The sequence below is a fragment of the Synechococcus sp. KORDI-100 genome, from assembly GCF_000737535.1.
Classification (GTDB): domain Bacteria; phylum Cyanobacteriota; class Cyanobacteriia; order PCC-6307; family Cyanobiaceae; genus Parasynechococcus.
Map to the genome: position 1 here is coordinate 1,689,326 of NZ_CP006269.1, position 24,152 is coordinate 1,713,477.

A 24,152-nucleotide genomic window follows, 5' to 3' on the forward strand; every position below is an offset into this window, starting at 1 on the left:
ACCCAACCAAGCCACCAACACAATGCCCTCTCGAGAACGTCGGGCCGTGGTTCTCACCGGACTGGTCCTCAGCTTCGGGATCACGGCCTCGAGGACGTCCGCTGGCCAACCCCTCAAAGTCGGCGCCATTCCAGATCAGAATCCGGAGAAATTGAATCGTCTGTACGGATCTCTGGCGAAGGAACTCAGCGACAGGCTGAATGTTCCGGTCCGCTACGTGCCGGTCAGCAACTACGCCGCCGCCGTGAGTGCCTTCCGCACCGGCAGCCTCGACCTGGTCTGGTTCGGGGGCCTGACTGGCGTTCAGGCTCGCCTCCAGACCCCCGGTGCCAAGGTTCTGGCGCAACGGGACATCGATGCCCGTTTCACCAGCGTGTTCATCGCCAACGGCAGCAGCGGCCTGCGACCGATCAGCAGTCAGGACCAGCTGAAGCAGCTGAAGGGCAAACGGTTCACATTCGGATCGGAAAGCTCCACGTCCGGTCGTTTGATGCCGCAGTACTTCATGAAGCAGGCGGGGGTCACCCCTGCTGACTTCGCTGGAGGGCGAGCCGGTTTCAGTGGAAGCCATGACGCCACCATCGCCATGGTGCAAAGCGGTGCTTACCAGGCTGGAGCCCTGAACGAGCAGGTCTGGTTCAGCAATGTGAACGCCGGCAAGGTTGACCCAAACAAAGTCCGCGTGATCTGGAGGACGCCGACGTACCCGGATTACCACTGGGTCGCACGTCCAGGTCTCGATCAGCGGTTCGGCAGCGGGTTCACCGAACGCATCCGCACCACCCTGATCGGCCTGAAACCGGATACGTCCCGTCGCCGTAAGGTGCTTGAACTGTTCGGAGCCAAGCGCTTCATCCCCGCCAAGGCGTCCGACTATGTGGCGATCGAAAAGGTCGGACGGCAGCTCGGCAAAATCCGCTGAACGCTGTGTTGGAGCTGACGCGAGTCGGCGTCCATGGACGCCTGAAACCGTTCAGTCTTCGGATCAACCTCGGAGAACGGGTCTGCCTGCTTGGTCGTAGCGGCGCCGGCAAGAGCACCCTGCTGAGCCTCGCCAACGGCAGCCTTCGACCTGATCAGGGAGCCGTTCACTGGGACGGGACAGCCATCCATCGGTTGTCCCGGCAGCAGCGACGTGCGATCGGCACGCTCTGGCAGGACCTTCTGCTGGTGGACGAGTTGAACGTGGCTCGCAACATCAACGCAGGGGCTCTCGGACGCCATTCCCTGCTGTGGGCGCTGCGCAACCTGCTGACCCCACTGGCCCATGGGGACTGTCTCGCCGTGATGCAGCAGGTGGGACTGGAACCTGAATGGCTTGAGACGCCCGTGGCCCAGCTCTCCGGTGGGCAGCGTCAACGCGTTGCCCTGGCCAGGCTGCTGCGTCAGCAGCCATCTCTGGTGCTTGCGGATGAACCTCTCTCAGCGCTGGACCCGCGACTCTCTGAGCAGGTTCTCGGGCAGCTGCTGACGATGCCTGGTTGTGTGGTGAGCCTGCACCGTCCCGACCTGGTTCGTCATTTCGACCGTGTACTTGGCTTGCGCGACGGCCATCTGGTGATGGATCAGGCCAGCGACGATCTGTATCCCGAGGACCTGCAATGGCTGTATCAGGACGTCTGAAGCCAGCGCTGCCGTTGCTACCGCTGCTGCCGGCCGTGGTGTTTCTGCCACTCCTTGTACAGCTGGTGCGGGATCTGCACGGCGGCGGCATGACCCTCCTGATCCAGTTCATGGTTGCCGCCTGCCAGCCATCTCTGGATCCGACCGTGATCTCCGCCCAGCTGACAGGGCTCCAGATCACGGTGATCACGGCTTTGCTCTCCTGGAGTCTCAGCTGCATCCTGGGCATCGTTCTTGGACTGATCAGCTCACGCAGCATCTGGAATCTGGTGTGCGGCAGCGCGGCAGCATCCCGCTGGATCAGCCGCCTGCTCTCCCCCCTGCGCTCCCTGCATGAACTGATCTGGGGCCTGCTGCTGCTGCAGGTCTTTGGACTGAGCAGCTGGGTGGCCGTCATGGCCATCGCGTTGCCCTATGCCGCCTTGATGGCACGGGTGGTGGCTGAACAGATCGACAGTCGTGAGATTCCAGCCATAAAGGCATTGCACTGCAATGGAGCTGGAACGGTCTCCACGCTGATCACCGCACTGCTGCCGTCCTTTGCTGAAAGTCTCAGCCAGCACATGGCCCACAGGCTGGAGTGCGCTCTGCGATCCGCACTCCTGCTCGGCGTGTTCGGACTCGGAGGGCTGGGCACCGACCTGGCCCTCAGCATGCAGTCGCTGCAGTTCAACGAGCTGTGGAGCGGTCTCTGGCTCCTGGCCTTGGCGATGGGGTTGCTTGAAGTCCTCAGCCAGCGCCTGGGCGTGAAGCTCGTCGCAACCCTGATCCTGTTGGCGCCGGGAATCGGCATCGGCTGGGGGCGGCTGCTTGATCTGGATTTCTCGATGCCACAGCTGATGCTTCCCCTGACGAATGTCTCCGCCAGGGGAGCTCTGAACGCCGCCTTCGAAGCCCTGCCCACAGCACCCTGGCTCGCCCTGATTGGATCAACGATCTGGCTCACGGCGCTGGCGGCTGCTGTCGCCATTGGTGGACCTCCGCTAGGCCTGTTGCTCTGGCCAGGACGAACCGGGGTTCTTGTGCAACGTGTCAGTTGGGGATTGATGCGCCTCTTTCCCCCTCCCCTCACAGCACTGCTTCTCCTGCTGCTTGCCAAACCAAGCGTGGGTCTGGCTGCCATCGCCCTTGGGCTGCATCACCTCGGGGTGATGGGACGCGTGTTGCAGGATGAACTCGACGGCCGCAGTCACGCCATCAGAACGGCCATGCAGTGCAGCGGTGCTTCCAAGCGGCTCTCCTGGCTGTACGGAGACCTCGCGGGCGCCAGTCGCAGCTACCTCGCCTATGCCGCGTACCGCGCGGATGTGATTTTGCGCGACACAGCCGTGGTGGCCCTGGTCGGTGGCGCTGGACTGGGCTGGCAGCTGCGGGAATCCCTGGCGTCCTTTCACTGGGCCCTGGTGATCTGGCTTGTTCTGGCCTACGCCCTGCTCACTGCTGCCGGAGAGATGGTGAGTGAGCGAGTGCAAAATCACTGGGCCTGCGAAGCTGGCGGGCTGTGAACACCTGATCAGGTGATGGCGCTTGCCCCGCGACAACTCGTGGTGCTGGGTGACAGTGGCGTGCACGGCTGGGGGGACCGCGAGGGCGGTGGCTGGTGCCAAAGGCTCCGGCTGCAGTGGATGGCCCTGCCTAAGACGCCGGTGGTCTATGGCCTGGGAGTGCGCGGCGACGGGTTGGAGCGTGTGGCGGCTCGCTGGCGATCGGAGTGGTCCTGTCGGGGTGAGCTGCGTCGCCATGTCCCCGATGGCGTTTTGCTGAGTGTCGGTTTGAACGACACGGCACGGGTGGGGCGAGTTGACGGCCGCCCCCAACTCAGCCTGGAAGGCTTCGGTTTTGGCATGGCTCGGCTGCTGAAGGAGATGCGTCAGAACTGCAGCGTTCTGGTGCTCGGACTGACGCCGGTTGATGAGCACGTGATGCCTTTTGCTGATTGCCTCTGGTACAGCAATCGCGACATCGAACGCTACGAGGCGGCTCTCGGCGAGGTCTGCCATGACGCTGACGTGCCATTTCTGCCATTGCATCAATCGATGCGATCAGATCCGTCCTGGCTGCGCTGGATCGAACCTGATGGGATCCACCTCAATGCCGATGGCCATGCCTGGATCCATGATCAGGTTCAGGGCTGGAGGGCGCTGCTGGCCTGGGCCCAGCTGGAAACCGTCAGCAACGTGTCTGTCCGCTAGCGATTGAATCCGTCTCCGGAGAGGAACGCAGCGACGTTGAGCTGGGGCGCGTACCGACTCGCACCTGAGTGCTGAATCCATACACCTGGGTGGGCAGCCTGCGGTGCCTGCCTTGGAAAGGCTGTGGGGGACTGACGTTCTCCCATGAACCGATCCATCCGCAAACGCATTTGTCAACGCCGCGAAGCCCATCGCGGCCTCGATCCGGCCATCAGCCAACGCAACCAGTCGCTGCTTGAGCATCTGGGGCTCGCCCATCTCGCCGCACGGCGTCAGGCCAGCAAAGGAAGCGAGGACTACGACGATCTTTTTCAGGAATCCAGCATCGGCGTTCTGAGCGCCATCGAACGCTTTGATCCCAGCCGCGGCTTTCAGCCGAGCAGCTACTTGATCAGCCGCGCCACAGGCCAGATCCTGCATTACCGCCGCGATCGTGCGCAATGCTTTCGGATTCCCTGGCGCCTGCGCGATCTGGCCGTGAACGCCGCACGGATCCAGCAGCAGAACGAGACGATCGGCAAACCGCGGCTCACTGACCAGGAGCTGGCCAACAGGCTCGGCGTCAGCCTGGGACGCCTGCAACAGGCCCTTGAGGCTGTTCGGATGGCGCGCCTGGGGCGTCTCGACCAGGGAAGCGATGACCCTGAGGGCCCGAAGGCATGCTGCCAGCTTGAACAGCTCGAACAACCTGAAGCTGATCAGGATCATCAAAGGGACTGGCTGCTGACGGTGTTCGGCGATCTTGAGCCGAACCACCAGCAATGGCTGCGTGGCTACTACATCGAGCGCATGAGCCTGGTGAGCATGAGCCGCTGCTTCGGCGTCAGTCGAGCCAGGATCAAATCCGGGATCCAGGACGCCGTTCAACAGCTGCAGCGCTGGGCTAGGCGAGATGGAGAACTGCTGCCAGAACCATGGCAAGTGCTGCGGCCAACAGGGTTTGCAGGGCATTGACGAGCTCATTGCTGAGCCAGCTGAACCGGTCCTGGGCGACAGCGCCCAGGACACTCTCCGCGAGGGTGGCCTTGAGCCCCACACCAGCTACCAATATCCAGCAGGACCAGTCGGGGAGAAGACCCAGACCAGCCATCACTGCAGTCATCAAGACGCTGCCAACGGCACTGGCCAGGGTTCCCTCAAGACTGATCGCCCCTTCAGTTCCAGGCGCAACAGGCTGAAAGGTGGTGATCAGCACGGTGGTGCGGCCCCAGCGCTTGCCGATCTCACTGCCGAAGGTGTCCGCCAGCTTGGCCGCGAAACTGGCGGCGAAGCCAATCAGGAGAAGTGAGCGCGGCTCAGCACCAGCTCCGATCAGCAGAGCCAGAGCAGCACCGGTGGCCGCGGAACCCCAGACATTTTCAGGTCCCCGTCGGCCTCCTCTGGCTTCCTCCAGACCGCGTTGCTGTTTGTTCTGCCAACCCAGCTTCGTCACCAGACTTCCCAGCCCGAGATAGGCCACCACCGACAGCCAAGCGGTCCAGCCGATTCCTCCCCAGAGAACCGTGCCGAGGATGCCGGCATGGACCCAGCCGGCTCTGGTGAGCAGAGATGTTGTCTGCGCGAAGGAGATCAACACCGCATTGATCAGCAGTGCCGTCAACCAGGCCATCACAGCGATCAAGACGCTCTGGAGATTACGGCGATTGCGTCGGTCCCTGTTGGCGGTCGTTGTGATCGAAGCGGTAAATAATGTGTCACCTCTTTCGCGAAAGACCCTGTTCCGCAGGGGCTGAGGGGAAGATGGGCGCCTGTTCGGAGTCCATCGGCATGGTGTTCAACAGATCCGGTAACGCCGGCTTCTTTCTCACTCTCGAGGACAACGACAGCCCAAGCGCCGGTGTGGTTCTGAAGCCAGGCTCGCCAGCGGCGTCGGAGCCGGGCCCCGTTGCTCCAGCTGCTGAGAATTCTGCTGCCGAAGCCGTTGCCACAGTTGCTGCAACAACCGCACCCGCCACAACAGCTTTAACCGCCAAAACAGCTTTAACCGCCAAAACAGCCTCCCAAACAAAGGTCGCTCCAACAACAGGGGCTCAGACAAAACAGGTTCAAACGACAGCCGAAGCGATCGCCGCCGAACTGGCAGCGGCCGAGGCTGCCCGTCCTCCCGTTCCCCTTACAACGTTTGCTCCAGACAACCTGATGCCAGGCAGCGCACTGCGGCAGAGCCGGCGCCGTCCCGGAGCCGCCATGAAGGGATTCCGCGTCCTCGCCGGCGACCTGTTCAAGGCCTGATCAACCGTTATCGAATCAGCCTTTCAGGAAAAGCTGATTCGACGTGAGCGCCAGCTTGACAGCGTGACCGCGGCATGAACCGCAGCTGTTGAGGAGCGCAGAATCGACGCTCCGAAACTCACCAGTTGCCAGCCGCGCTGATCAGCCAGCTGGCGCTCGCGATCGGTCCATCCACCCTCAGGACCGATCACGATCCAGATGGGTCGGGAGTGATCAGCAGCACGCTCCAACCACTCCTCAGCGTGCGGAGCACTGGGTTCACGGGTCACAGCAAAGGCCACACGCGCCTCAGGATCGGGACACCAGTCGTCCAGGGATTTCAGATCGGCCAGCTCCGGAGACCAGAGCCGCTCAGACTGTTCAACGGCCTCACGCAGAATCACCGCCCAACGCTGTGGGCGATGGTCGGCCTGGGCGACGCGACGCTCACTGGTCAGGGGCTGAAATCGATCAAGGCCCAGTTCACAACCCATCCTCAGCCATTCCTCCGTACCGCGGCGCATCAACACAACGGCAAGTCCTAGAGCGGGCCGCGGCGGCGCCTGGCGATGGTTCAGATCCTGTTCGGCGGGAATCTCAAGATGGTCTGCACCCAGCAGCGACGCCGTCCAGAGTCCGCCGACGCCATCGACAACAGCCACAGGATCCCCGGAGCGAAGTCGCAGCACACGCCGCAGGTAATGCGTTTCATCCGGCAGAAGTGGAAGTTGCCGGTCCCCATCAGCCAGCCGATCCAGACGAGCCGGATCAACTAGCAGGCGACGAAGTTCAGCCACCGGCAGGAAAAACACTGTCCGGATGGTCTTCCACCGGCCAGTCTTCGTTGACACCGCCGATCACCAGCTCCTCGATCTGGACGACATCAGTGTCTAGCTGGCGCAACGCATTGATCAGAACATCAATCGCCACGCCATCGCTTGTACCCATATCAACCCAGCAACGCGCCCATTCCTGCTGGTACTCCAGCTGGCCCATGTTGTGCATCAGGGCCGGCATCGCCGACTCAGCATCGTCGTTGTCGTAGCCCATCCAACTGAGATCAGCACCCTCTTCATGCACCTGGAGGTTCTCCGCATTGAACCCACCCAGGCGTCCGATCACGTACCAGCTGTCGAAGATTCCGTCGACGTAATTGCGCTCTCCCTGGCTGGGGACTTCGGCAAATCGAAGCCACAGCCAGCAATTAAAAGGATCAACCTCGCGAAAACGGACGTCCATGGGTCCAACGAGCTTTTCGCATCATGGGTCAAGCTGTGAACCATGCTTGAACTGGAGCAGCTCCACTACGCACCGGCGACATCCGTCGACCCGATCCTGAACGGCATCCAGCTGAGGGCGTCCGCCGGTCGACCGGTGTTGATCGCAGGTGCCAGCGGATCCGGGAAAACGAGTCTTCTAGAGGTCATCAGCGGTCTTGCCGCATGCCGAACCGGAACCATCCGCTGGCAGAGCGATGCGCTGACGCAACGGCAACGACGATCGCTGTGCGGCATTGTTTTTCAATTCCCGGAACGCCACTTTCTCGGTCTCACCGTCCAGCAGGAGCTGAAACTGGGGCATCGACGTCTGCCTGGAGAGCGGCTCGAGCAGGTCCTGCAGCAGGTGGGGTTGGGATCGATCGATCGTTCGATGGCGCCGGAACGATTGAGTGGAGGGCAGCAACGACGTCTCTCCCTCGCCGTCCAGTTGCTGCGGGGTGCCCAGGTTCTGCTGCTTGATGAACCGACGGCCGGCCTGGACTGGTCGGTCCGGGACGACGTGCTGGATCTGCTGGCGGATCTGTCCAAGGAACGGGTGCTGATCGTTGTGACCCACGAGCCAGAGTTGTTCCGGAACTGGCAATGCGACCGCCATCGGTTGCGGAACGGACAGCTCAGTCCGCTGACTACATTGCCTCGAGCGGAGAGTTGACGATGGCCGACCGTCTGGTGCGGGCAACGGCGGCCGGAGGAGGAATTCGGCTCGTGGCTGTATCCACCACGGACACGGTGATTGAGGCGAGGGAGCGCCACGGCCTGTCGTACATCACCACGGTGATGCTCGGCCGTTCCATCAGTGCTGGCCTGATGCTCGCCAGCTCCATGAAGGTGCGGCATGGGCGGGTGAATCTGCGGCTGGGCTCCGATGGGCCGATCCGCGGCCTGATGGTGGACGCCGGCAGGGACGGAACTGTTCGCGGTTATGTCGGGCGAGCGGACCTTGAACTTGATCCGATCGCTGATCCCAGTGGCCACTACAGCTTTGATTTCACAGCGGCGGCGGGCACGGGTTATCTGCATGTGATGCGGGATGACGGCCGCGGAGAACCGTTCAGCAGCACCGTTGAACTGGTCAGTGGTGGGATCGGGGATGACATCGCCTCCTACCTGATGCATTCGGAACAGACCCCATCAGGGGTGTTCGTCGGCGAAAGGATCAGCAGTCAGGCCCTGCAGTGCTGCGGTGGGCTTCTGGTTCAGATCCTGCCGAAGGCGGCGGAGGAACCGGCTCTAGTGGAGCTGATTGACCAGCGCTGTCGGGAGATTGATGATTTCAGCAATCGTCTGGCGCATTGCGGCGACAACCTCGAACAGTTGCTCACTGATGTCTTCCCGGACCTGGATCCTCAACCTCTTGAGGATGCTGATGCCAGCCAACCCGTGCGGTTCCACTGCCCGTGCTCAAGAACGCGAAGCATCAAGGCCCTGATTCTTCTGGGCCGCCAGGAATTGGTTGAGATGCTGGAGGAGGACGGTGGCGCAGAGCTCACCTGCCATTTCTGCAACACCAAATATCAGATCACGGCTCAGGAACTTGAAGCCCTGATCGAAGAGCTACCTTCCGCGGCTTGACCGGCAACCCTCCCCGATGCACTAGGCGAGGAAGAGGGCGCCCAACCAGAGCAGTAGGACAGCCGGTAGGGCCTGGAGCTGATCCTGCTGAACGGCCAACGGAAGGCCCACGTCGGCTGGCAACAATGCCGTGAGCAACGTTCCAAGTAACAGACCGGCCAGGAGTGTCATCAACGCCCAGCCCAGGGCCGGCAACGCTCGACGACCTCGACGAACGTGACTGAGGAAGCTTCCAATCACAGCAAGGGAGAGGACCAACTGGCTGCTGCTGGGACTGAACAACAGAAACAGGAGCGCCAGCGAGCCGGCAACCAGGCGAACGATGAGGCCCTGTCCCTCAACGAGACTCCACTGGGGCGCCAATCCGCTCAGGGACTGGGACGGATCCGGGAGGTTGGAACGGAACCGTTGCAACACACCGACGCCCGGCAATGAAGCCGCAGGAGATTCCACACCTTTCACCTGTTCCCTTGCCGAAGCGTTGACGGCTGCCTGACTGACCTGACCATCCTGTCGGTCACGGAGCCTTGCCATGAGTACTGCGTCGTAAGCAGCCTCGACACGGGCCCTCTCCTGAGGATCATCTCCCGCCTCATTTAGACAACGCTGGCGGGCGCTCTGAACAGCCTCGAAACTGGCTCCAGCGGATAATCCCAGGCGTCCGTAGGGGTCGCCTGCATTCGGATTTGAGCCAGGGTCGCTCACCGCAGCCATCGCGGCTCATCCACAAACATCACTAGAGCGTATCGACCCTTGCTCAGAAGAGGGGAGTTCCGTGACGGAAGCCCTCAGACGCCTCAAGGCGACGACGGCAATTGAGCGCCTCGGACTGGTTCAGCCAGCGTCGTTTTTTCAATAGAGGCATCTGAGGAGGCAGGTGGTAGGCCTCGATCATTTCAATCGGGTCGGCATTGCCGCGGAAACAGACGTACTCCGTGCCGCCATCCGCACCCGTGCGAAGTAGCCAGAGCGTGTCCAACAGTCGAATCATTTCTTCATTCCAGTTTGACGAGTTCACAGCGCCGGCGTGGCTGAAACAGCGCAATACAGCGCAAACACAAACTTGACGAGGTTTAAGCCAGGGTTAAGGCTGGGTTATCGGTCGACAAACAATGAAGACTCTCCAACAGCTGCTTGAGCTGATCGAGATCGAAGACCAGGCGCGTCTTTGCGTTTCACGCTCGGAGGCGCAGCGCTGCATCAAGCGCGCCGAGGAAGTCCGCCAACAGCTGTGGGGAAGTCCTCAGGCCATTCACTTCACCACGTCCCATCAGTGACTTCGGGGTGTCTGAGACGACGGGCTGTCTGAGACGACGGGCAGTCAGAGGTTGATGGGCTCCACCCCACTCACCACCGGAGCCACATTGCTGAGCTCAAGATCGGGATGATCGTTTCTGAGCTGATTGAGATTCCATTCGTTCTTGAACAGAAGTACCGGCCGGTTCCAGGCATCACGAACGGTTTTGCAGTTGAAAATTCTGCCGACCTGCTCCAGCGCTGACCAGCCACCGGTCACCCAACGAGCAACCTGGAACCCAAGCGGTTCAAGCCGCGACTCGACGCCATATTCATTCTCGAGTCGATGCTGAACCACCTCCAGTTGCAGTTGTCCAACAGCGGCAAGGATTGGATCGCGTTTGCTTTCGTCGGTGTCGTAAAGGATCTGCACTGCCCCCTCTTCCCGGAGTTCATTGACCCCCTTGCGGAAATTCTTGAACGCGGAGGGATTGGGATTTCTCAACCAGCTGAAGATCTCCGGACTGAAACAGGGGATTCCCTCGAATTCAACTTTCGCGCCTACATACAAAGTGTCGCCGATGGCAAACATTCCAGGGTTGTTCAGGCCGATCACATCACCCGGGTAGGCATCGTCCACAACGGCCCGATCCTGTCCGAACAACTTCTGAGGACGTGAAAGGCGGATGGCTTTACCCGTGCGCGCGTGTTTGACGGTCATGTCTTTTTCAAACCGCCCACTGCAGACCCGCACGAAGGCAACGCGATCGCGATGTCGGGGGTCCATGTTGGCCTGCAGCTTGAAGACGAAACCGCTGAAGCCGGCTCGCAGGGGATCCACCATCCCATCACTGCTGGAGCGGGCAATCGGTCGTTGCGCCATCTCCAGAAAGGCATCCAGGAACGGGCGCACGCCGAAGTTGGTCATGGCCGAGCCGAAGAACACCGGCGTCAGCTCTCCGGCGTGAACCGCCTCGATATCCAGCTCTGCACCGGCAACGTCGAGGAGCTCCATCTCTTCAACGGCGAGATCGAGCAGCTCCTCCTCCACCTGCTGTCGCAACAGGGGATCATCGATGGACAACCGCTGCTCACTGGCCTGCTTGCCCCGTTCCGCCCGACTGAACAGGACCACCTCACGGCTGCGCCGATCGATCACACCGCGGAACTGCTCGCCACTGCCGATCGGCCAGTTCACCGCCCAGGGGGTGAGCCCGAGCTCGGCCTCGATTTCATCGAGCAGCGTGAGGGGTTCCCGGCCTGGCCGGTCCATCTTGTTGATGAAGGTGAAGATCGGGATCTTTCGCATGCGACAGACCTCGAAGAGCTTGCGGGTCTGAGGCTCAAGCCCCTTGGCGGCGTCTTCCAACATCACGGCGTTGTCCGCGGCCGCCAGGGTCCTGTAGGTGTCTTCAGAGAAATCCTGGTGGCCAGGAGTGTCGAGAAGATTGATGGTTGTGGTGTCGTAATCGAACTGCAGCACGGTGGAGGTGATCGAGATCCCCCTCTGTTTCTCCAGTTCCATCCAGTCGGAGGTCACCTTGCGCTGCTCACCCCTCGCCTTCACAGCCCCCGCCTGCTGAATCGCACCGCCGTAGAGCAGAAGCTTTTCAGTGAGCGTTGTTTTTCCCGCATCCGGGTGGGAGATGATTGCAAAATTGCGACGCCGGTCCACGGCCGAGGCCAGTTCTTCGGCGAGTTCATGATCCGTCGCTGCAGTCGTTCCGCTCATCGCTCGCTCTCAGTTCACCAAGCCTGACACCACCAGATAACGGTCATCCTCCGGTTCAACGCTCCAGCTTCCCAGTCCGGCCTCAAGCAGCTGATCGTTCACCTCCTGGATTTCAAATGCTGCCACTAACGAGGCCCTGAAATCACGAACAAGCAGGGCTGGAGCCTCGCCTAGATGGCGTTGCTGGAGCTGATCGAGGGCTTCGATGCTGGCTGGTCGGCGCAGATCCCGATGCAAGACCCGACACCCCGGAGCTGCAATCGCAATGGTTGTCCGCCACAGCAGATCCGGTTGATGCAGATGGTGCAGAAGGCTGTTGCTCGTCACCAGATCAGCGCCCAGATCGTTGAGGCAGCGCAGGTCACAGCATCGGAATTCAACGTTCAGATCAAGCTCGCTGGCCCGACGTCTGGCGATGGCCAGCATGGCTGCGGAACCATCCACCCCAATCACTCGAGCCTCCGGAAACGCCTGTGCCAGCCGCAGGGTGATGTTGCCTGGACCACAGCCAAGGTCCACCAGGCTTGGCGTCGGCGGCAGTGCACCTGTTCGCTCGAGCAAGCCGTTGAGCAGGCTCAGGGTGTGGGCATCGCCAGCGCCGAAGTCGGCATCGGCGTACACCTGAACCTGCTGCGCCCCCTCCATCAGCTCCGGCTCTGGCTGGCGCTGCATCGAATACTGCCGTTTGGCACTCCAGCATGATCGGTCCACTGCAGATGGTGGTGAAGAACCCTTGCTGCCCCCATCAGTGGCGTTAGGGTTCGGGGACTCCCTGTGCAACGCTGCACGTGACCCTGACACCGAGCCGCGCCGAGGTCGCCGCAGGCGAAAGCGCCTGCTTCAGCGACTTTCCAGCCACCGCCCCCGCCGCCAACCCTGTCTTCTATCGCACCTACAGCCGTCGCACACCCGGCGGTCGCGAAAGCTGGTCCCAGGTGGGAGATCGCAACCTTAGCGGTCTGCGCAAGCTGGGCGACCTCAACGACGACGAAGTGGCGCTGCTTGCCCGGATGCAGGCCGAAAAGAAAGCGCTGCCCTCCGGACGTTGGCTCTGGATCGGCGGAACACCCTGGATCGAGGAACAACAGAATTTTTCAGGTGCCTACAACTGCACCTCAACCAATCTTGTGGATTGGGATGCCTTCGGTCTGATGATGGACCTGGCGATGATGGGTTGCGGCACCGGCGCGATCATCGAGCCGCACCTGATCGAACGGCTACCGGAGGTGCGCAACACCCTCACCGTGCTGTCCGTCAGCGACATCGGCATCACCCCAGCCGGCGAACGTCAGGACGCCTGCACCCACAGGATCGAGGGCAACAAGGTCAGCATCAAGGTGGGAGACACCCGTCGCGGTTGGGTGGACAGCTATCAGCTGCTGCTGGAGCTCAGCAGTGATCCACGCTTCGAGTCAGGCCAGGTCGACATCAACGTGGACTTGTCCGATGTGCGTCCGGTCGGCGAAACCCTCAAGGGCTTCGGCGGCATGGCCAATCCGGTGAAGCTCAAGGACCTCTATCACCGCATTGCTCGCCTGTTGAACAAAGCGGTTGGCCGCCGACTCACATCGGTGGAATGCTGCCTGCTGATCGATGAGGCAGCCGTCACCATCGTGGCCGGCAACATCCGCCGCAGTGCAGGCATGCGCCAGTTCGCTGCCGACGACGCAGCAGCGGCTTCATCCAAGGACAACCTCTGGCAGCAGGACGATCAGGGCAACTGGCGCATCGATCCCGAGCGTGATGCCCTGCGCATGGCCAATCACACCAGGGTGTATCACACGCGCCCCAGCAAAGAGGTGGTGCTGGCAGCGGTCACCAAGCAGTTCCACTCCGGTGAGGGAGCCATTCAGTTCGCACCCGAGGCGATTGCGCGATCGAATGCCGACCTGCTCAGCACACCGGAACTGCGTGCGGAATTCATTGAGATCTACTGCGATCAGGGTCGCGAGGAAGCGGGCAGGTGGTTGCGGCTGAACCACGGCCCGATCTCTGATCCCGAGCTGGATCACAGGCTGAGTCGCTACGGCCTCAACCCCTGTGGAGAGATTCTGGGAGCGGATTTCCACTGCAACCTGGCGGAGATCCATCTCAATCAGATCGACCCCAGTGATGAAGAGGGTCAGGCCGATGCCTTCCGGGCGGCAGCTCTGTCAGTGGCCTGCCTGCTCAACCACCGCTTTGAAGTGGAGCGCTACCGCCAAAGCCGTGCCTGGGACCCGATCGTGGGCGTCAGCTTCACCGGCCTGTTCGACTTCTTTGTGCATGCCTTCGGCAGTGACTGGCTGCGCTGGTGGGAGGCCGGACGCCCCGACACCGAAGCTGGACGCGCCTTCAAAGCTGAAGAAGCCAGGTATCTCAGCCGCTGGAAACAGGTGGTGAACGACACGGTGTGGGACTACTGCGATCGCCATGGTCTGCGTCGTCCCAACCGTTGCACCACCGTGCAACCCGCCGGAACCAAGAGTCTGCTCACAGGAGCTGCGCCTGGCTGGCATCCCCCCAAGGCCCAGCGATTCATCCGCCGCATCACGTTCCGCAAGAACGATCCGGTCGCCATGGCCTGCATGGACTACGGCTACACGATCGTTCCATCGCAATCGGACAAGGACGAACAGGGTCGACTGCTCGACGATCCCTTTGATCCCCGTTGCACCGAATGGCTGGTGGAAATCCCCACTGAAGTGAGCTGGGCCAACCTGCCGGGTGCTGACGCCGTGGACATCAACGGCTTTTCAGCAATGGCCCAGTTCGATTTCTACATGCAGGTTCAGCGCCATTACACGGCGCACAACACCTCTGCCACGATCGAATTCCGCGAGCTCGAGATCGAGCCCCTCGCCGATGCCCTTCATCAGGCGATGGAGCAGGGCGAGGGATACATCTCGGCGGCGCTGCTGGCTCGCTTCGACGCCAATGCCACGTTCCCTCGCCTGCCGTTCGAGCCCATCGATGCGGAGACCTATGAACAGCTGCAATCGCAGGTCATCCAGAGGCGCGTCAGCAGTGATTTCTTTGAAGCGCTGCAGCGGTACGACCAGGGCGAACTCAAGGAAGCCGGCCCTGCTGGCTGTGATTCCGACAAGTGCCTGTTACCTCTGTCCCAGCCCAAGGGCTGAGACATCCGGTTGACCTAAACTCCCGTCAGCACCTGCACGGCTCGTGCTGACCTCCCTGGAGAGGTGGTCGAGTGGTTTATGGCTCTGGTCTTGAAAACCAGCGTGGGTGCAAGCCCACCGTCGGTTCGAATCCGACCCTCTCCGCTCTAATCACAGAGAAGCTCAGTCCCTGACTGGGCTTTTTTAGTGCATGGCCACCCTGCCCGCTGTTGCGCCTCTCGCGGAATTCGCGAAATTTCAGCGACGTTCCCGCAAGACAATCGGCAACGATTCTGCAAACCGTAAAGCGCTCAATGCCGTTGATGAGGTGCCGTTGATGAAGGGCTGAAGAGACGTCGAATCAATGATCCGATCGAGGTGACCATGGGTCGTCTCTTCCTTCGCGGTCCTTTCGCCGAAGCCGTTGCAGCAGGACGCATCGACGCATCGCTAGCGGCCAAGTGCATGGGCCACGACTGCCGTTCACCATCGGACCTACCACCGCTGGATCGATCAGGCCGACATTGCGGCAGAGGCTGCTGGGCTCAGGGGCAGCGAAACTCTCAGCCAAGCCTCAGAACAAAACTGACGAAGGGCTCTTAACTGGCGCTGCAAAGGGCACATACAACTGAACCCAAGCGCCCTGGACTCCTCGCTTGGGTTTTTTATTACTTTGGAACAGCGGGGAACACTTCAGGTATTCACAGCTGATCCATGACACCTTTAAGCGTTGGCTACGTGTCGGAGTAGAGGATTTGTAAGCCAGCTGTGTAGTAGCTGTTCCTGAACTGGCTTGCCCCTTTTTTGAATGAAGAGGAGAAAGACAGGCAGATTGCTTGGTACCTGGCGGTGAGCTGTTCGTTCCTGCGGGGGAACGAGCAGCGAACAAGACCACCCGAACGGGTGATGTGATCTGAAGGCAGAACGACTAAAGTTGTTATACCCAAGGGGATAACCCTCACACTCACAACCTATAAATGAAATTCTTTACTTCAATCGCTGCAATAGCTGTTATTGCCGGCAGTCCGTTGTTACATATTACATCAGCAAACGCAAAGCCATTTATCTACTCTAATACTTTTGCGTATAGCGGCACTAACGAACAATGCCTGAAAGGAGCAGAGGCAGTTCTCAAGAATAATGAGATCGAAGATATTCAAATCGAATACAAACAAGATAATCGCATTGCTTTCATTTATGGAGCTCACAAAAATGAATACACAACAATCCAAATTGAATGCAATCAGAAACTAGGAGTAACTTCTTTGGCAATCGCCGGACTCGACAACGATTTCACATTTCAACTCTACTCGAAGCTGTTTGAGACGACGTGGTAAAACCGATATGTCGGGAAGCCCAATGCTGAATGAGGAGCCAGCTGCAAGTTATACAAAATTCGCGAGGGATAGGGAGGGCAGTCTGATTGCGCTGGTCGACGATGATTTATATTAAACTGATTACAGACACGACTTGCCAGCGTCAGCTTTCTCCAACGATTTTTAACGGCTGCAAGCAATGGTTTTTGTCATTCATTCGACTGATCAGATCTAAAATTCTTCGGTGATTGTCTGTGCTCGGCACTGCCATCCAGCTGATGGACCCCACACTGCCGTCCGAATAAGGACGCCCTAAGACCACCACAAGGATTGCTCTTTGTGTGACACACATCACGTGATGGTTTTGGAAGGAATTGACAAGGGTTAGCCAGGAGGGTTTTTCCCTTGAACTCATCGAGGATCGAACCATCGAGTGATGACAGCCATCGCAGACCGGACCAGCACCATTGATCGCGTCGATGGATGACTTATCTCGTCTGTTCAATCACACCTTCCGAAGCAATGAACGGATGCCTTCCAATTAGCTCAGGCACCAGAACAACAGACGTTGGTCTTGATGGTTGCGGTGCTGGCAGAACCAGAACAGATCAACCGAACGATGACAAAGAAGTCTTCAGAACAAGCAGTTAACGGGCGCAGAATATATCGCGAGCACCCTTTTTTGTCTTTTTAAAAAATGATTCTGCTCCAGTTGAGAGGTAACGAGCACCAGACGTTGGCACCATAATCTGGCGCTCCCATGTGAAATATCCAGTACGGCACAGCGCATCAAACTCCATCACACCAACATCTTTCCCTTGAAGATTGATCTGGAAAATCACCACTTTGCTTTCACGCAAAGGATCCCATTCCGAGCTCATCAAACGCGCCAAGAACGTGGTGCTGTATCGCGTGTCTCGAACATTTTGATAACGACCGACCTCAACCCAGGCACTCTGGGCAACCGCCGGGGATGCCGTGGCAATCGACACGATCTAAGCCGCAAATAGAGATTTCACCACAAGCTCTAGTCAGTGTTCAAAAGGCGATATCTGAGCAGACTGATCGCGAACAACGAAGCCACCATCAACGCCAGGTTGATTGCAGCATGACCAGCCGTGAGCATCGACCAGCTCAGATCGGAATGGTTGCTTCAATATCCCAACCTTCCTGGGTCAGCTCGTTCGATTGATCCTCAGCTTCATCTTCAACAGCATCAACCAGCAGAAACTCCTCGGAGCGATAGCAGTAGAACCTGACCAAACCAATCATCACGGCTCCTCAAGTACTTCTCTGGTTTAAGAGCCAGCAGCTCAGTCGGCAAGCGATTGGAACTCCAGATCAGCTGCAGCACACCATCATGGAAGGGATGTCATCAAGACCGGCCATGGGAGCCACCCCGCTGCTGGGAGCTATTCCACTCGAACTCGGGATTGTGGCCATCGGAGCCAGCATGGCGATCTCCATCTCCATCGGCGTCGCTGTCCTGTTCGAACGGTGGAAGCAACAACAGAACAACAACGACAAGGCCAAGCCATGACGCAGAACTTTCAGCTCAATGGACGTGTGGTGCCTTTGTCTGCCCCGAGCGATCGGGCCGTTGCTCAACGCGTGGCAGCACAGTTTCAACGCCGAATCGCTGAGAATGACTGGCGTCCGTACCGATCCCAGCAAGAAGCCGTTGAGGCCTGGTCGAAGCTGGGGGGAATCCGTGTCGCGGTGATGAAGGCCCTGGATCTTCTGTGATGGTTGGGGTTTGGAGCCTCAGTAGCAGTATCGATCCGGGACGACCTTGCCCCGAAGAATGCAGTAGCCCGAAACCTTCTCAGCGGAGCGTCGGGTCAGCATCGGAAGGCTGATGGTGCGGTTGGAAAGGAACACGGTGAGCACCCCATTCACCCATTTCCAGGTGCCGTATTCGGACCGCCCACGCGGAAAATCCATGCGGGCATCGCCTGATCGACCCACGGAGATGACATCGCCGTTGGGGTAGGTGATCAACGTGCCGTGCTGGTTGTATTCAATCGTCTGAGCCAGAACCGAGCAGGGCGTCAGGCTGATGAACGCCATCAGAGCAACCCCGGCCCATGAAGGGATCAGCCGGACCATCGTCTGTCGACACGGGACGCTCATTTTGATTCGGGAGATCCCCAGAGACCATGGCAATACGACAGATCCTTAGCGAGGACCTGCTCGATGTCCGGATCACCGGCCAGGTAGTCGATGCACTGCTCATAAGGACTCATGGCCGAGTACCAATCCCAGGCGTCATCGACGACGGCACGAACAGGTCCACTGGTGAGAGGGATGCACAGTGCAGCGACAGCCAGGCAGCGCATGCCCACCGATTCCAAAACCCCATTGTGAAGAGAACGAACCAGGGATGCCAAAACAGACGCCGAACGAGAGAGCGGATGCATCTCCTGGTCGCCCATGCAAACTCCATCAACGATCGCCAACCAGCTGGAATCACCGTGAAGTAACCCCAAGGTTGCTCACAAGCAACTTGCAAGATACTCTGAAGTAACTCGTACGATCACACCCGTGATCAAGGCCACCACCCGTGAAAACCAGGTGAAGCTCACGGTCTCCGTGCCACCAAGCCTGCATGTCTTGCTGCGCAGCTGGGCGGTTTGCGAGGGGCGTGAGCTCACCAGCGTTGTTCTGCAGTGCGTGGAACTGTCCGTTCGACAAATGAAAAGCAACGGCTCCATCCCAGCAGCTGCGGTTCGCAACTACGAAGCGGCTTGTGATGACCGTCTTGCGATCGGAGGCCTGTGACCATGCTGTTTGATCAGATCGAGAAAGCGCTGCAAGCACCGACGATGGACGCGGTGATCGCGTTGACGGAGCGGTTTCAGGATCTTGAAATCAAGCCGGAGGCGATGGTCTTCACCTTCCTGCGCAGGATCGACGAGACCATCCTGATCGGCTACTCAGAAGCGTTTTCGTCAACACGCAAGGACATTCAGCAACGCGACTTTGTTCTGGTCGAAGCGCGCAGGGGAACTCGCCGCGAGGAACGACTTCTGCTGATGACCCTGCAGGAGATCGGCCTCAAACCCACATACAACAGTCACTGTTTTGCAGCTGATTCCAGCCTGATTCGGCATCTGAATCATCTGGGCTGGCCGATTGGTGATCTCAAATCACTGACGTTCCGAAAAAAAAGGCACAACCAACGTTTCAGCCATCAACCGGACGACCACTGAGCCTGGATCTGCCGGGCCTGCTTCACCAGAAGCTGGACAGATTCAGGCGAGGCAGCAGCACATACACCCTGTTCAACAGCCCGATAGTGATCGGCAACGGACCATGCGGATGTTCTCGCATCCTGGATGAATCGGGGAATCAGATGCAGGTGCAAGTGCTGGGCACCTTCACCGAAGGCCATCGCATAGACCCGATCACATCCGGTGAGCGTCGTCACAAGCGCACTGGCGTGGCGAACAGCTCGCCCCCAGTCAGCGGACTCCTCGTCGTTGAAATCAATCGGGCCCGAAACGCGCCGAACACTGTCGAGGAGCAACCAGCCGGGCAACGGCGCTGGATCGGCATGGTGACGCAGGACCCAGAGAGCGTCGCGCTGAATCTCATAGCGCTCGATCAGGCCGTCATCGGAATGAATTCGACAGATGGGACATTGAGCGCCCCCAGCCTCTGATGGCGAGGCAGTATCTCTGATCCCAGGCATCATGAACAGGACACAACGATTGGCTCGCCGACAATTTCCTGCATCATGTGGCGCTTCCTGATCAGTGTCTGCATCGGCTGGTTTGGCACCGTGATTCCGGTGCTGATGTCGGGGATTGTCCGGCAACTCAGCTGGGGCTTACGCCTCCTCCTGCCGGACTGGATCGTGCACGGCAGCTTCGCCGTGGCCCTTGTGCTCTGGATTGCGCTGATGCTCACCCTCCTCGAAAGGGTATGGAGATCACCGCGATCGAAAGTGACGAATGGCCATGACGATCAGCGTTTGGCAAGACCGCGCCCGTTTCCGATCAATCCCAGATCGATGATCACGCCGATCGCCACAACCAGGATTCCGCTGAAATTGGAGACCCCCCCAAACGATGAGGACGCCCAGCAATAACCAAGCGTTGTTGTCGGAAGCAGGATCAAACCCAGAACGGGGATCACAGGGTTAGGAACAGCCATCCCCGCAAAGGGCTGCAGAACAAAACTGCTGTTGAACAACCACATCAGCACCAGAATCAAGCGCGGTGCCAGCAGTCCGAGGGCAGCCAAAAAACACATGGACACGATCCTGACATTCCCCTTTTGGTAGCGAAAGATGCGAAACCGTGCCGACACGGCGCTGGGAATGCAACCTGCAAAAAAGTCCGCCAGCCGGTGGCGAGGTGACGCTGAAAGCACTACCAGAGATTCAGAGGTCATCAGCCCGTTGCTCAGCACCCAGACCCGACTGCGACTGAAAGCCGCCCTGCGTCGGCTTGCTGCTGGTTATGGCGTGAGTTTGCCGGAGATCATCAACCTGCAGATCTGCGCCGATCGCGATCAAACAGTGGCGGCCTGGCTGCGCCGTGCACGCCATCTCCGGAGTCAGCGCACGGGAGGGGCGTCCTGGAGATCCTCTCTGGCATCACAGACGCGCAATGACGATGATCCGGGCCTGGACGGACCCTTCGATCAGGACGAGCTTTGAATCACAGCGTTCAATACAAAATGCCACTGGCTGGGCAGAACGCGATCCCAAGACAGGAAGCAATCAGCATGCAACAGCCAACATCAGCCAAAGCATGATGGAAGGAACGAATCATCGGCTCATTACAATCAAAGGGCTATTTCTAATACTGATGAGCCTTATTTACGTGAACAGCACCCCCAGCAAGGCGCAACCCACAGGCAGCCATACGCCCCTGCCCGATCAATACAACTCAGAGAACTGGATCATCGTCAACAAATATCAAAGTCCAATTCAAACCAAACAATATGAAATGACTCTGATCAACAAAGACAGCATCAGGAACACAACTGGATCCAGATGGGATTTTGATCTGGCTTTCCTGCAGTGGGACACGTACGCCGACCCAAATCATTACGCACTGACCAGAAACGACCTGGGAAAAGGCAACTGGGTCGATTGCAACAAGGGGATGTATGTTGTTGAGAGGCATGGTCAGGATTATTCAAATCAGTATTACTACTCACGCTCAGGGAAATGGCTCCAGAAGGAGATGTTCGGATCCGAGGAATGGCAGCATCCAGAGGCCGATTGGGAAGAATTCGGGCGCCTTGGAGACAACAGAATGACAAGGATTTTCAATCTGATCTGCGGCTCAACATTCAAAACTAGAACATAATGATTGCCAATTCCAACAATCAAAGACCCTGTCTTGCATCTGTCAATCAGAGACCTTGATCGACGATGTGTCGTGGTTACTTATGTTCGAAACGATGAGCAACATCCCTGAATCCTTTAACGATGTAACTCGATGAACCCTGGAATCAGGTTTCCAGGCTGCAGTTGATCATCAACTCGAAGGGAACTGCAGCATTTGGTAACTGCAAAAGCGTGCTGGAAAGAGAAGCAAGGTCCTGAGGCTGCGTCATCGCCTCAGGGGCCACCCGGCTGATGGAGGTGGCCATCTCCGTGTTGACCCAACTGGGGCAAAACGCTGTCACCCGAATCCCTGCATCCCAGCCTTCGTTGCGCATCGTTTGGCACAGCGCCATCAAGGCGAACTTGCTGACTGGGTAGCCGGCCATCCGCCCCTTGGAGCGCTTGCCGCTCATCGAAACCAGCACCTGAATCCTCCCCTCACCACTGGCACTCAGCGATGACCAGGCCGCCCGCGTCAACCACCAGGGTCCCATCACATTCACCCGCCAAAGATCATCGAGATCGGCCTCCTCGCCATCTGAAAACAGCAAGCCCGTGCGACGCAGAATGCCCGCGCAATGAACCAGGGCCGTGAGCTCATCACGCCAGTGCGTTGTGGCGGCCACCCAATCCTCAGCTGACGCTGGATCGCAGGCGTGGTAGGGATGCACAAGCACCCTGTCTTCCCCGACATCAACAAGATCCGGGCGGTCATGCCGCAATCGGTCCGGATCCCGTACACCGAGGCTGATGTTGTGGCCATCGTTCAGCAGTCGTTCGGCAATCGCGCAGCCGATGCCGCGGCTGGCGCCGCTGATCATCACGGTGCGTTTGATCAAGGCAACCTCAGCAGCGCGGAAAGCAAGCGATCGGGATCCTCATCGACCACGGCCAGATCTCGATGCTCGCTGGTCATGAACCCGTGCTCCACGGCATTGTCGAGAAAGCTCACCAGGGAATCGAAGTAACCCTGCACATTCAGCAGACCACAGGCTTTGCTGTGCAAACGAAGCTGCGCCCAACTGAGCGCTTCAAACATTTCCTCCAGAGTTCCCAATCCACCGGGCAGGGCAACCATGGCGTCCGCAAGCTCAATCATCCGTGCTTTGCGCTGATGCATCGATGGCACGACCTCCAGTGATGTCAGGCCCTGATGGGCTACCTCATCCTGTCTCAGAGACTCTGGAATCACGCCGATCACTTCCCCGCCGCCTGCAAGCACTGCATCGGCAACAACACCCATCAAGCCGATCTTTGCGCCGCCGTAGATCAAGCCAACGTCGAGGCGGAGCATCGCCACCGCCATCGCTTCAGCCGCACGTTGAAAACAAGTGTCATTGCCACTCCGCGAGCCGCAATAGATGCAGAGATGACGCACAACTCAAACCCGTGAGTGACGATCCTCCTTCAGGATCGTTGAGGCTCCGCGCTCAACGATCCCTCGGTAGGACTGCAGTGGAGCTCCAACCTGAACCACGGCATGACTGACAGCGCAGAACTCATTCTGAAGCTGATCGATGAGCACAGGATTCTGGACGAAGCAGCCGGCCTCAATGAGCCCTCAGGACTCACGCTCAATGCCGACGGCTCAGCCCTTTACACCGTCAGCGACGACACCAAAGCGGTCTTCAAACTTGATCTGAAGGGTCGCTTGAGCATCAGCGGTTCCTTCTTCGTTGGTGTTGATGATCTCGAAGGCATCGCCCTATCCGCAGACGGCAACAAGGTGCTGATGGTTCAGGAGGAAACCAATTCCATCGTCACCGTGGATCTGGACAGCCGCCGTGAGCTGAGCAGACGGCCACTGGCAGGCATGCAGAACTACGACAGTATTCGCCATTACTTTCCCGAATTACCAGACAACAAGGGACTGGAAGGCATCACGGTGAATACACGCAACAATCATGTGTTTGTGGTGAAGGAAGGCAAACCCGGAGTCCTGATCGAGGTTTCAGCAGACCAGGACAAAATCCTGAACTCACGCCTGCTATCGACAGAGAATGGTTTCAAACATCCCAAAGTTGAGCCTGAGAAGCTTGATTTCTCGGGCCTCAGCTATGACAGCAGCCGGGACACGATCTGGATCACCAGCGACAAAGGTCAGTGTCTGTTCCATTACGACTGGAACAATGATCGCGTCCTGCAGAGGCTGGAGTTAACCATCAACAACGATGGAAAGCAGAAACGCGTTCGCAAATCAGAAGGGGTGGCGATCGATCCAGAAAGGAAACGTTTGTACGTGGTGGGTGAACGAGACGGACACCTTTACACCTACGAAATTCAAGAAAAGAAATAATCCGTGGACTTGAGAACCTGACTAAAAAAGTCAGACCAAGCGGAATCATGACAGTGTCGTCAAAGCAAAAACACAGTGGTCAATGAACAATTCATTACCCCTTGGAATCAATCACTGGTAGACGCCTTTAGCGATGTTTGATACAGGCCATCGTTGATCGACGTCGGTCGTACGCTCACCACTCAACAGAGGGGACTGTCTGCATCAACCATTCTGCGCTGAGTCGCGCAGCTTGACTGCCGTCGCACGGGC

At 58.8% G+C, this 24,152-nt stretch carries 35 protein-coding genes and 1 tRNA gene; 20 read left to right on the forward strand and 16 right to left on the reverse strand.

The window, feature by feature from the left end:
- Positions 1–22 precede the first annotated feature (22 nt).
- The 5 genes from KR100_RS08460 to KR100_RS14465 all read left to right on the forward strand — a co-directional run bounded on the left by KR100_RS08460 (position 23) and on the right by KR100_RS14465 (position 4,769).
- Positions 23–922 carry a putative selenate ABC transporter substrate-binding protein gene (locus KR100_RS08460; RefSeq protein ID WP_038544795.1) on the forward strand — a complete coding sequence of 300 codons (900 nt, stop codon included), beginning with the start codon at positions 23–25 and terminating at the stop codon, positions 920–922.
- Positions 919–1,623 (forward strand): ATP-binding cassette domain-containing protein, encoded by a 705-nt coding sequence (locus KR100_RS08465; RefSeq protein ID WP_038544797.1) that lies wholly within the window; start codon positions 919–921, stop codon positions 1,621–1,623. The genes KR100_RS08460 and KR100_RS08465 overlap by 4 nt, the downstream gene beginning before the upstream one ends.
- Positions 1,602–3,128 carry an ABC transporter permease subunit gene (locus KR100_RS08470; protein WP_038544800.1) on the forward strand — a complete coding sequence of 509 codons (1,527 nt, stop codon included), beginning with the start codon at positions 1,602–1,604 and terminating at the stop codon, positions 3,126–3,128. The genes KR100_RS08465 and KR100_RS08470 overlap by 22 nt, the downstream gene beginning before the upstream one ends.
- A 15-nt stretch (positions 3,129–3,143) precedes the next feature.
- Positions 3,144–3,815, forward strand: a complete 672-nt coding sequence (locus KR100_RS08475) for a GDSL-type esterase/lipase family protein (RefSeq protein WP_038544802.1) — start codon at positions 3,144–3,146, stop codon at positions 3,813–3,815.
- A 144-nt stretch (positions 3,816–3,959) separates the two neighbouring features.
- The gene (locus tag KR100_RS14465) at positions 3,960–4,769 is read left to right on the forward strand and encodes a sigma-70 family RNA polymerase sigma factor (RefSeq protein WP_051847406.1); all 810 of its coding nucleotides are present in this window, start codon (positions 3,960–3,962) and stop codon (positions 4,767–4,769) included.
- Here KR100_RS14465 and KR100_RS08485 read toward each other — a convergent pair.
- Entirely contained in the window at positions 4,699–5,424 is a 726-nt protein-coding gene (locus tag KR100_RS08485; RefSeq protein ID WP_038544803.1) for a DUF92 domain-containing protein, read from the reverse strand. The genes KR100_RS14465 and KR100_RS08485 overlap by 71 nt on opposite strands.
- Positions 5,425–5,555: 131 nt before the next feature.
- On the opposite strand from KR100_RS08485, the gene KR100_RS08490 reads away from it, so the two are divergent.
- Positions 5,556–6,047, forward strand: coding sequence for a hypothetical protein (locus tag KR100_RS08490; RefSeq protein WP_051847408.1), 492 nt, complete (start codon positions 5,556–5,558; stop codon positions 6,045–6,047).
- 23 nt (positions 6,048–6,070) lie between these two features.
- Here KR100_RS08490 and KR100_RS08495 read toward each other — a convergent pair whose 3' ends face one another.
- Both KR100_RS08495 and KR100_RS08500 read right to left on the reverse strand, forming a co-directional pair.
- Entirely contained in the window at positions 6,071–6,823 is a 753-nt protein-coding gene (locus KR100_RS08495; RefSeq protein WP_038548409.1) for a 16S rRNA (uracil(1498)-N(3))-methyltransferase, read from the reverse strand.
- Positions 6,816–7,265 (reverse strand): DUF3531 family protein, encoded by a 450-nt coding sequence (locus KR100_RS08500; protein WP_038544805.1) that lies wholly within the window; start codon positions 7,263–7,265, stop codon positions 6,816–6,818. Before KR100_RS08500 ends, KR100_RS08495 begins: the two co-directional genes overlap by 8 nt.
- 42 nt (positions 7,266–7,307) lie before the next feature.
- Between KR100_RS08500 and KR100_RS08505 the strand changes: the two genes are divergently transcribed.
- On the forward strand, positions 7,308–7,958 hold the full coding sequence (locus KR100_RS08505; protein WP_038544807.1) for an ABC transporter ATP-binding protein: 651 nt from the start codon (positions 7,308–7,310) through the stop codon (positions 7,956–7,958).
- Positions 7,959–7,960: 2 nt separating this feature from the next.
- The gene (hslO, locus tag KR100_RS08510; RefSeq protein WP_038544809.1) at positions 7,961–8,878 is read left to right on the forward strand and encodes an Hsp33 family molecular chaperone HslO; all 918 of its coding nucleotides are present in this window, start codon (positions 7,961–7,963) and stop codon (positions 8,876–8,878) included.
- A gap of 21 nt (positions 8,879–8,899) precedes the next feature.
- Here the strand turns inward: hslO and KR100_RS08515 are convergent, their stop codons facing one another.
- On the reverse strand, positions 8,900–9,592 hold the full coding sequence (locus KR100_RS08515; RefSeq protein ID WP_038544811.1) for a CPP1-like family protein: 693 nt from the start codon (positions 9,590–9,592) through the stop codon (positions 8,900–8,902).
- A gap of 43 nt (positions 9,593–9,635) precedes the next feature.
- Positions 9,636–9,869, reverse strand: coding sequence for a hypothetical protein (locus KR100_RS08520; RefSeq protein ID WP_038548412.1), 234 nt, complete (start codon positions 9,867–9,869; stop codon positions 9,636–9,638).
- A gap of 121 nt (positions 9,870–9,990) precedes the next feature.
- Here KR100_RS08520 and KR100_RS16545 point away from each other — a divergent pair, with 121 nt between their 5' ends.
- On the forward strand, positions 9,991–10,155 hold the full coding sequence (locus KR100_RS16545) for a hypothetical protein (RefSeq protein WP_204207663.1): 165 nt from the start codon (positions 9,991–9,993) through the stop codon (positions 10,153–10,155).
- Between the two features lie 44 nt (positions 10,156–10,199).
- Here KR100_RS16545 and KR100_RS08525 read toward each other — a convergent pair whose 3' ends face one another.
- Both KR100_RS08525 and KR100_RS08530 read right to left on the reverse strand, forming a co-directional pair.
- Positions 10,200–11,846, reverse strand: coding sequence for a peptide chain release factor 3 (locus KR100_RS08525; protein ID WP_038544814.1), 1,647 nt, complete (start codon positions 11,844–11,846; stop codon positions 10,200–10,202).
- A gap of 9 nt (positions 11,847–11,855) precedes the next feature.
- Positions 11,856–12,518 carry a trans-aconitate 2-methyltransferase gene (locus tag KR100_RS08530; protein WP_038544816.1) on the reverse strand — a complete coding sequence of 221 codons (663 nt, stop codon included), beginning with the start codon at positions 12,516–12,518 and terminating at the stop codon, positions 11,856–11,858.
- A gap of 116 nt (positions 12,519–12,634) precedes the next feature.
- Here KR100_RS08530 and nrdJ point away from each other — a divergent pair, with 116 nt between their 5' ends.
- From nrdJ to KR100_RS15870, 3 genes are all read left to right on the forward strand, one after another.
- On the forward strand, positions 12,635–14,965 hold the full coding sequence (gene nrdJ, locus KR100_RS08535) for a ribonucleoside-triphosphate reductase, adenosylcobalamin-dependent (RefSeq protein ID WP_038544817.1): 2,331 nt from the start codon (positions 12,635–12,637) through the stop codon (positions 14,963–14,965).
- 57 nt (positions 14,966–15,022) lie between these two features.
- A tRNA-Ser gene (locus KR100_RS08540) sits at positions 15,023–15,109 on the forward strand.
- 46 nt (positions 15,110–15,155) lie between these two features.
- On the forward strand, positions 15,156–15,293 hold the full coding sequence (locus KR100_RS15870) for a hypothetical protein (protein WP_156097989.1): 138 nt from the start codon (positions 15,156–15,158) through the stop codon (positions 15,291–15,293).
- A gap of 12 nt (positions 15,294–15,305) precedes the next feature.
- Here the strand turns inward: KR100_RS15870 and KR100_RS15875 are convergent, their stop codons facing one another.
- On the reverse strand, positions 15,306–15,515 hold the full coding sequence (locus KR100_RS15875; protein ID WP_156097990.1) for a hypothetical protein: 210 nt from the start codon (positions 15,513–15,515) through the stop codon (positions 15,306–15,308).
- Between the two features lie 406 nt (positions 15,516–15,921).
- Here KR100_RS15875 and KR100_RS08545 point away from each other — a divergent pair, with 406 nt between their 5' ends.
- Entirely contained in the window at positions 15,922–16,281 is a 360-nt protein-coding gene (locus tag KR100_RS08545; protein WP_038544819.1) for a hypothetical protein, read from the forward strand.
- A 626-nt stretch (positions 16,282–16,907) separates the two neighbouring features.
- Here KR100_RS08545 and KR100_RS15880 read toward each other — a convergent pair.
- Together KR100_RS15880 and KR100_RS16360 are read right to left on the reverse strand one after the other, a co-directional pair.
- A complete protein-coding gene (locus KR100_RS15880; RefSeq protein ID WP_156097991.1) occupies positions 16,908–17,252 on the reverse strand; it encodes a hypothetical protein in 345 nt (114 codons plus the stop codon).
- A 142-nt stretch (positions 17,253–17,394) separates the two neighbouring features.
- Positions 17,395–17,535, reverse strand: coding sequence for a hypothetical protein (locus KR100_RS16360; protein ID WP_162176438.1), 141 nt, complete (start codon positions 17,533–17,535; stop codon positions 17,395–17,397).
- A 94-nt stretch (positions 17,536–17,629) separates the two neighbouring features.
- On the opposite strand from KR100_RS16360, the gene KR100_RS15885 reads away from it, so the two are divergent.
- Together KR100_RS15885 and KR100_RS08550 are read left to right on the forward strand one after the other, a co-directional pair.
- Complete coding sequence (locus tag KR100_RS15885) at positions 17,630–17,800, forward strand: hypothetical protein (protein ID WP_156097992.1); 171 nt, start codon at positions 17,630–17,632, stop codon at positions 17,798–17,800.
- Positions 17,797–18,006, forward strand: a complete 210-nt coding sequence (locus KR100_RS08550; protein WP_038544822.1) for a hypothetical protein — start codon at positions 17,797–17,799, stop codon at positions 18,004–18,006. The genes KR100_RS15885 and KR100_RS08550 overlap by 4 nt, the downstream gene beginning before the upstream one ends.
- Before the next feature lie 18 nt (positions 18,007–18,024).
- On the opposite strand, the gene KR100_RS08555 is transcribed toward KR100_RS08550, so the two are convergent.
- Both KR100_RS08555 and KR100_RS08560 read right to left on the reverse strand, forming a co-directional pair.
- Positions 18,025–18,369 carry a hypothetical protein gene (locus tag KR100_RS08555; RefSeq protein WP_038544824.1) on the reverse strand — a complete coding sequence of 115 codons (345 nt, stop codon included), beginning with the start codon at positions 18,367–18,369 and terminating at the stop codon, positions 18,025–18,027.
- A gap of 20 nt (positions 18,370–18,389) precedes the next feature.
- A complete protein-coding gene (locus KR100_RS08560; RefSeq protein ID WP_038544826.1) occupies positions 18,390–18,749 on the reverse strand; it encodes a hypothetical protein in 360 nt (119 codons plus the stop codon).
- Between the two features lie 55 nt (positions 18,750–18,804).
- On the opposite strand from KR100_RS08560, the gene KR100_RS08565 reads away from it, so the two are divergent.
- Positions 18,805–19,041: a hypothetical protein gene (locus tag KR100_RS08565; protein WP_038544827.1), complete on the forward strand. Its 237-nt coding sequence runs from the start codon at positions 18,805–18,807 to the stop codon at positions 19,039–19,041.
- A 2-nt stretch (positions 19,042–19,043) separates the two neighbouring features.
- Entirely contained in the window at positions 19,044–19,472 is a 429-nt protein-coding gene (locus KR100_RS08570; RefSeq protein WP_038544829.1) for a hypothetical protein, read from the forward strand.
- On the opposite strand, the gene KR100_RS08575 is transcribed toward KR100_RS08570, so the two are convergent.
- Both KR100_RS08575 and KR100_RS08580 read right to left on the reverse strand, forming a co-directional pair.
- Entirely contained in the window at positions 19,454–19,957 is a 504-nt protein-coding gene (locus tag KR100_RS08575; protein WP_051847642.1) for an HIT family protein, read from the reverse strand. The genes KR100_RS08570 and KR100_RS08575 overlap by 19 nt on opposite strands.
- A 272-nt stretch (positions 19,958–20,229) precedes the next feature.
- Positions 20,230–20,517 carry a hypothetical protein gene (locus KR100_RS08580; RefSeq protein WP_038544833.1) on the reverse strand — a complete coding sequence of 96 codons (288 nt, stop codon included), beginning with the start codon at positions 20,515–20,517 and terminating at the stop codon, positions 20,230–20,232.
- A 37-nt stretch (positions 20,518–20,554) separates the two neighbouring features.
- Here KR100_RS08580 and KR100_RS08585 point away from each other — a divergent pair, with 37 nt between their 5' ends.
- Together KR100_RS08585 and KR100_RS08590 are read left to right on the forward strand one after the other, a co-directional pair.
- The gene (locus KR100_RS08585; RefSeq protein WP_038544835.1) at positions 20,555–20,926 is read left to right on the forward strand and encodes a hypothetical protein; all 372 of its coding nucleotides are present in this window, start codon (positions 20,555–20,557) and stop codon (positions 20,924–20,926) included.
- A complete protein-coding gene (locus KR100_RS08590) occupies positions 20,883–21,584 on the forward strand; it encodes a hypothetical protein (protein ID WP_204207665.1) in 702 nt (233 codons plus the stop codon). Before KR100_RS08585 ends, KR100_RS08590 begins: the two co-directional genes overlap by 44 nt.
- A gap of 145 nt (positions 21,585–21,729) precedes the next feature.
- Here KR100_RS08590 and KR100_RS08595 read toward each other — a convergent pair whose 3' ends face one another.
- Positions 21,730–22,440, reverse strand: coding sequence for an SDR family NAD(P)-dependent oxidoreductase (locus KR100_RS08595; RefSeq protein ID WP_038548418.1), 711 nt, complete (start codon positions 22,438–22,440; stop codon positions 21,730–21,732).
- On the reverse strand, positions 22,440–22,982 hold the full coding sequence (locus KR100_RS08600) for a TIGR00730 family Rossman fold protein (protein WP_038544841.1): 543 nt from the start codon (positions 22,980–22,982) through the stop codon (positions 22,440–22,442). The genes KR100_RS08595 and KR100_RS08600 overlap by 1 nt, the downstream gene beginning before the upstream one ends.
- A 102-nt stretch (positions 22,983–23,084) precedes the next feature.
- On the opposite strand from KR100_RS08600, the gene KR100_RS08605 reads away from it, so the two are divergent.
- On the forward strand, positions 23,085–23,900 hold the full coding sequence (locus KR100_RS08605; RefSeq protein ID WP_038544846.1) for an SdiA-regulated domain-containing protein: 816 nt from the start codon (positions 23,085–23,087) through the stop codon (positions 23,898–23,900).
- The last annotated feature ends 252 nt before the right edge of the window (positions 23,901–24,152 follow it).

Coding starts and splice junctions, on each gene's coding strand:
- KR100_RS08460 (WP_038544795.1), top strand. CDS start 23: ATGCCCTCTCGAGAACGTCGGGCCGTGGTTCTCACCGGACTGGTCCTC.
- KR100_RS08470 (WP_038544800.1), top strand. CDS start 1,602: ATGGCTGTATCAGGACGTCTGAAGCCAGCGCTGCCGTTGCTACCGCTG.
- KR100_RS08475 (WP_038544802.1), top strand. CDS start 3,144: ATGGCGCTTGCCCCGCGACAACTCGTGGTGCTGGGTGACAGTGGCGTG.
- KR100_RS14465 (WP_051847406.1), top strand. CDS start 3,960: ATGAACCGATCCATCCGCAAACGCATTTGTCAACGCCGCGAAGCCCAT.
- KR100_RS08485 (WP_038544803.1), bottom strand. CDS start 5,424: ATGGCCTGGTTGACGGCACTGCTGATCAATGCGGTGTTGATCTCCTTC.
- KR100_RS08490 (WP_051847408.1), top strand. CDS start 5,556: ATGGGCGCCTGTTCGGAGTCCATCGGCATGGTGTTCAACAGATCCGGT.
- KR100_RS08500 (WP_038544805.1), bottom strand. CDS start 7,265: ATGGACGTCCGTTTTCGCGAGGTTGATCCTTTTAATTGCTGGCTGTGG.
- KR100_RS08505 (WP_038544807.1), top strand. CDS start 7,308: ATGCTTGAACTGGAGCAGCTCCACTACGCACCGGCGACATCCGTCGAC.
- hslO (WP_038544809.1), top strand. CDS start 7,961: ATGGCCGACCGTCTGGTGCGGGCAACGGCGGCCGGAGGAGGAATTCGG.
- KR100_RS08515 (WP_038544811.1), bottom strand. CDS start 9,592: ATGGCTGCGGTGAGCGACCCTGGCTCAAATCCGAATGCAGGCGACCCC.
- KR100_RS08520 (WP_038548412.1), bottom strand. CDS start 9,869: ATGATTCGACTGTTGGACACGCTCTGGCTACTTCGCACGGGTGCGGAT.
- KR100_RS16545 (WP_204207663.1), top strand. CDS start 9,991: ATGAAGACTCTCCAACAGCTGCTTGAGCTGATCGAGATCGAAGACCAG.
- KR100_RS08525 (WP_038544814.1), bottom strand. CDS start 11,846: ATGAGCGGAACGACTGCAGCGACGGATCATGAACTCGCCGAAGAACTG.
- KR100_RS08530 (WP_038544816.1), bottom strand. CDS start 12,518: ATGCAGCGCCAGCCAGAGCCGGAGCTGATGGAGGGGGCGCAGCAGGTT.
- KR100_RS15870 (WP_156097989.1), top strand. CDS start 15,156: ATGGCCACCCTGCCCGCTGTTGCGCCTCTCGCGGAATTCGCGAAATTT.
- KR100_RS08545 (WP_038544819.1), top strand. CDS start 15,922: ATGAAATTCTTTACTTCAATCGCTGCAATAGCTGTTATTGCCGGCAGT.
- KR100_RS15885 (WP_156097992.1), top strand. CDS start 17,630: ATGTCATCAAGACCGGCCATGGGAGCCACCCCGCTGCTGGGAGCTATT.
- KR100_RS08550 (WP_038544822.1), top strand. CDS start 17,797: ATGACGCAGAACTTTCAGCTCAATGGACGTGTGGTGCCTTTGTCTGCC.
- KR100_RS08555 (WP_038544824.1), bottom strand. CDS start 18,369: ATGGTCCGGCTGATCCCTTCATGGGCCGGGGTTGCTCTGATGGCGTTC.
- KR100_RS08570 (WP_038544829.1), top strand. CDS start 19,044: ATGCTGTTTGATCAGATCGAGAAAGCGCTGCAAGCACCGACGATGGAC.
- KR100_RS08575 (WP_051847642.1), bottom strand. CDS start 19,957: ATGATGCCTGGGATCAGAGATACTGCCTCGCCATCAGAGGCTGGGGGC.
- KR100_RS08580 (WP_038544833.1), bottom strand. CDS start 20,517: ATGTGTTTTTTGGCTGCCCTCGGACTGCTGGCACCGCGCTTGATTCTG.
- KR100_RS08585 (WP_038544835.1), top strand. CDS start 20,555: ATGCGAAACCGTGCCGACACGGCGCTGGGAATGCAACCTGCAAAAAAG.
- KR100_RS08590 (WP_204207665.1), top strand. CDS start 20,883: ATGATCCGGGCCTGGACGGACCCTTCGATCAGGACGAGCTTTGAATCA.
- KR100_RS08605 (WP_038544846.1), top strand. CDS start 23,085: ATGACTGACAGCGCAGAACTCATTCTGAAGCTGATCGATGAGCACAGG.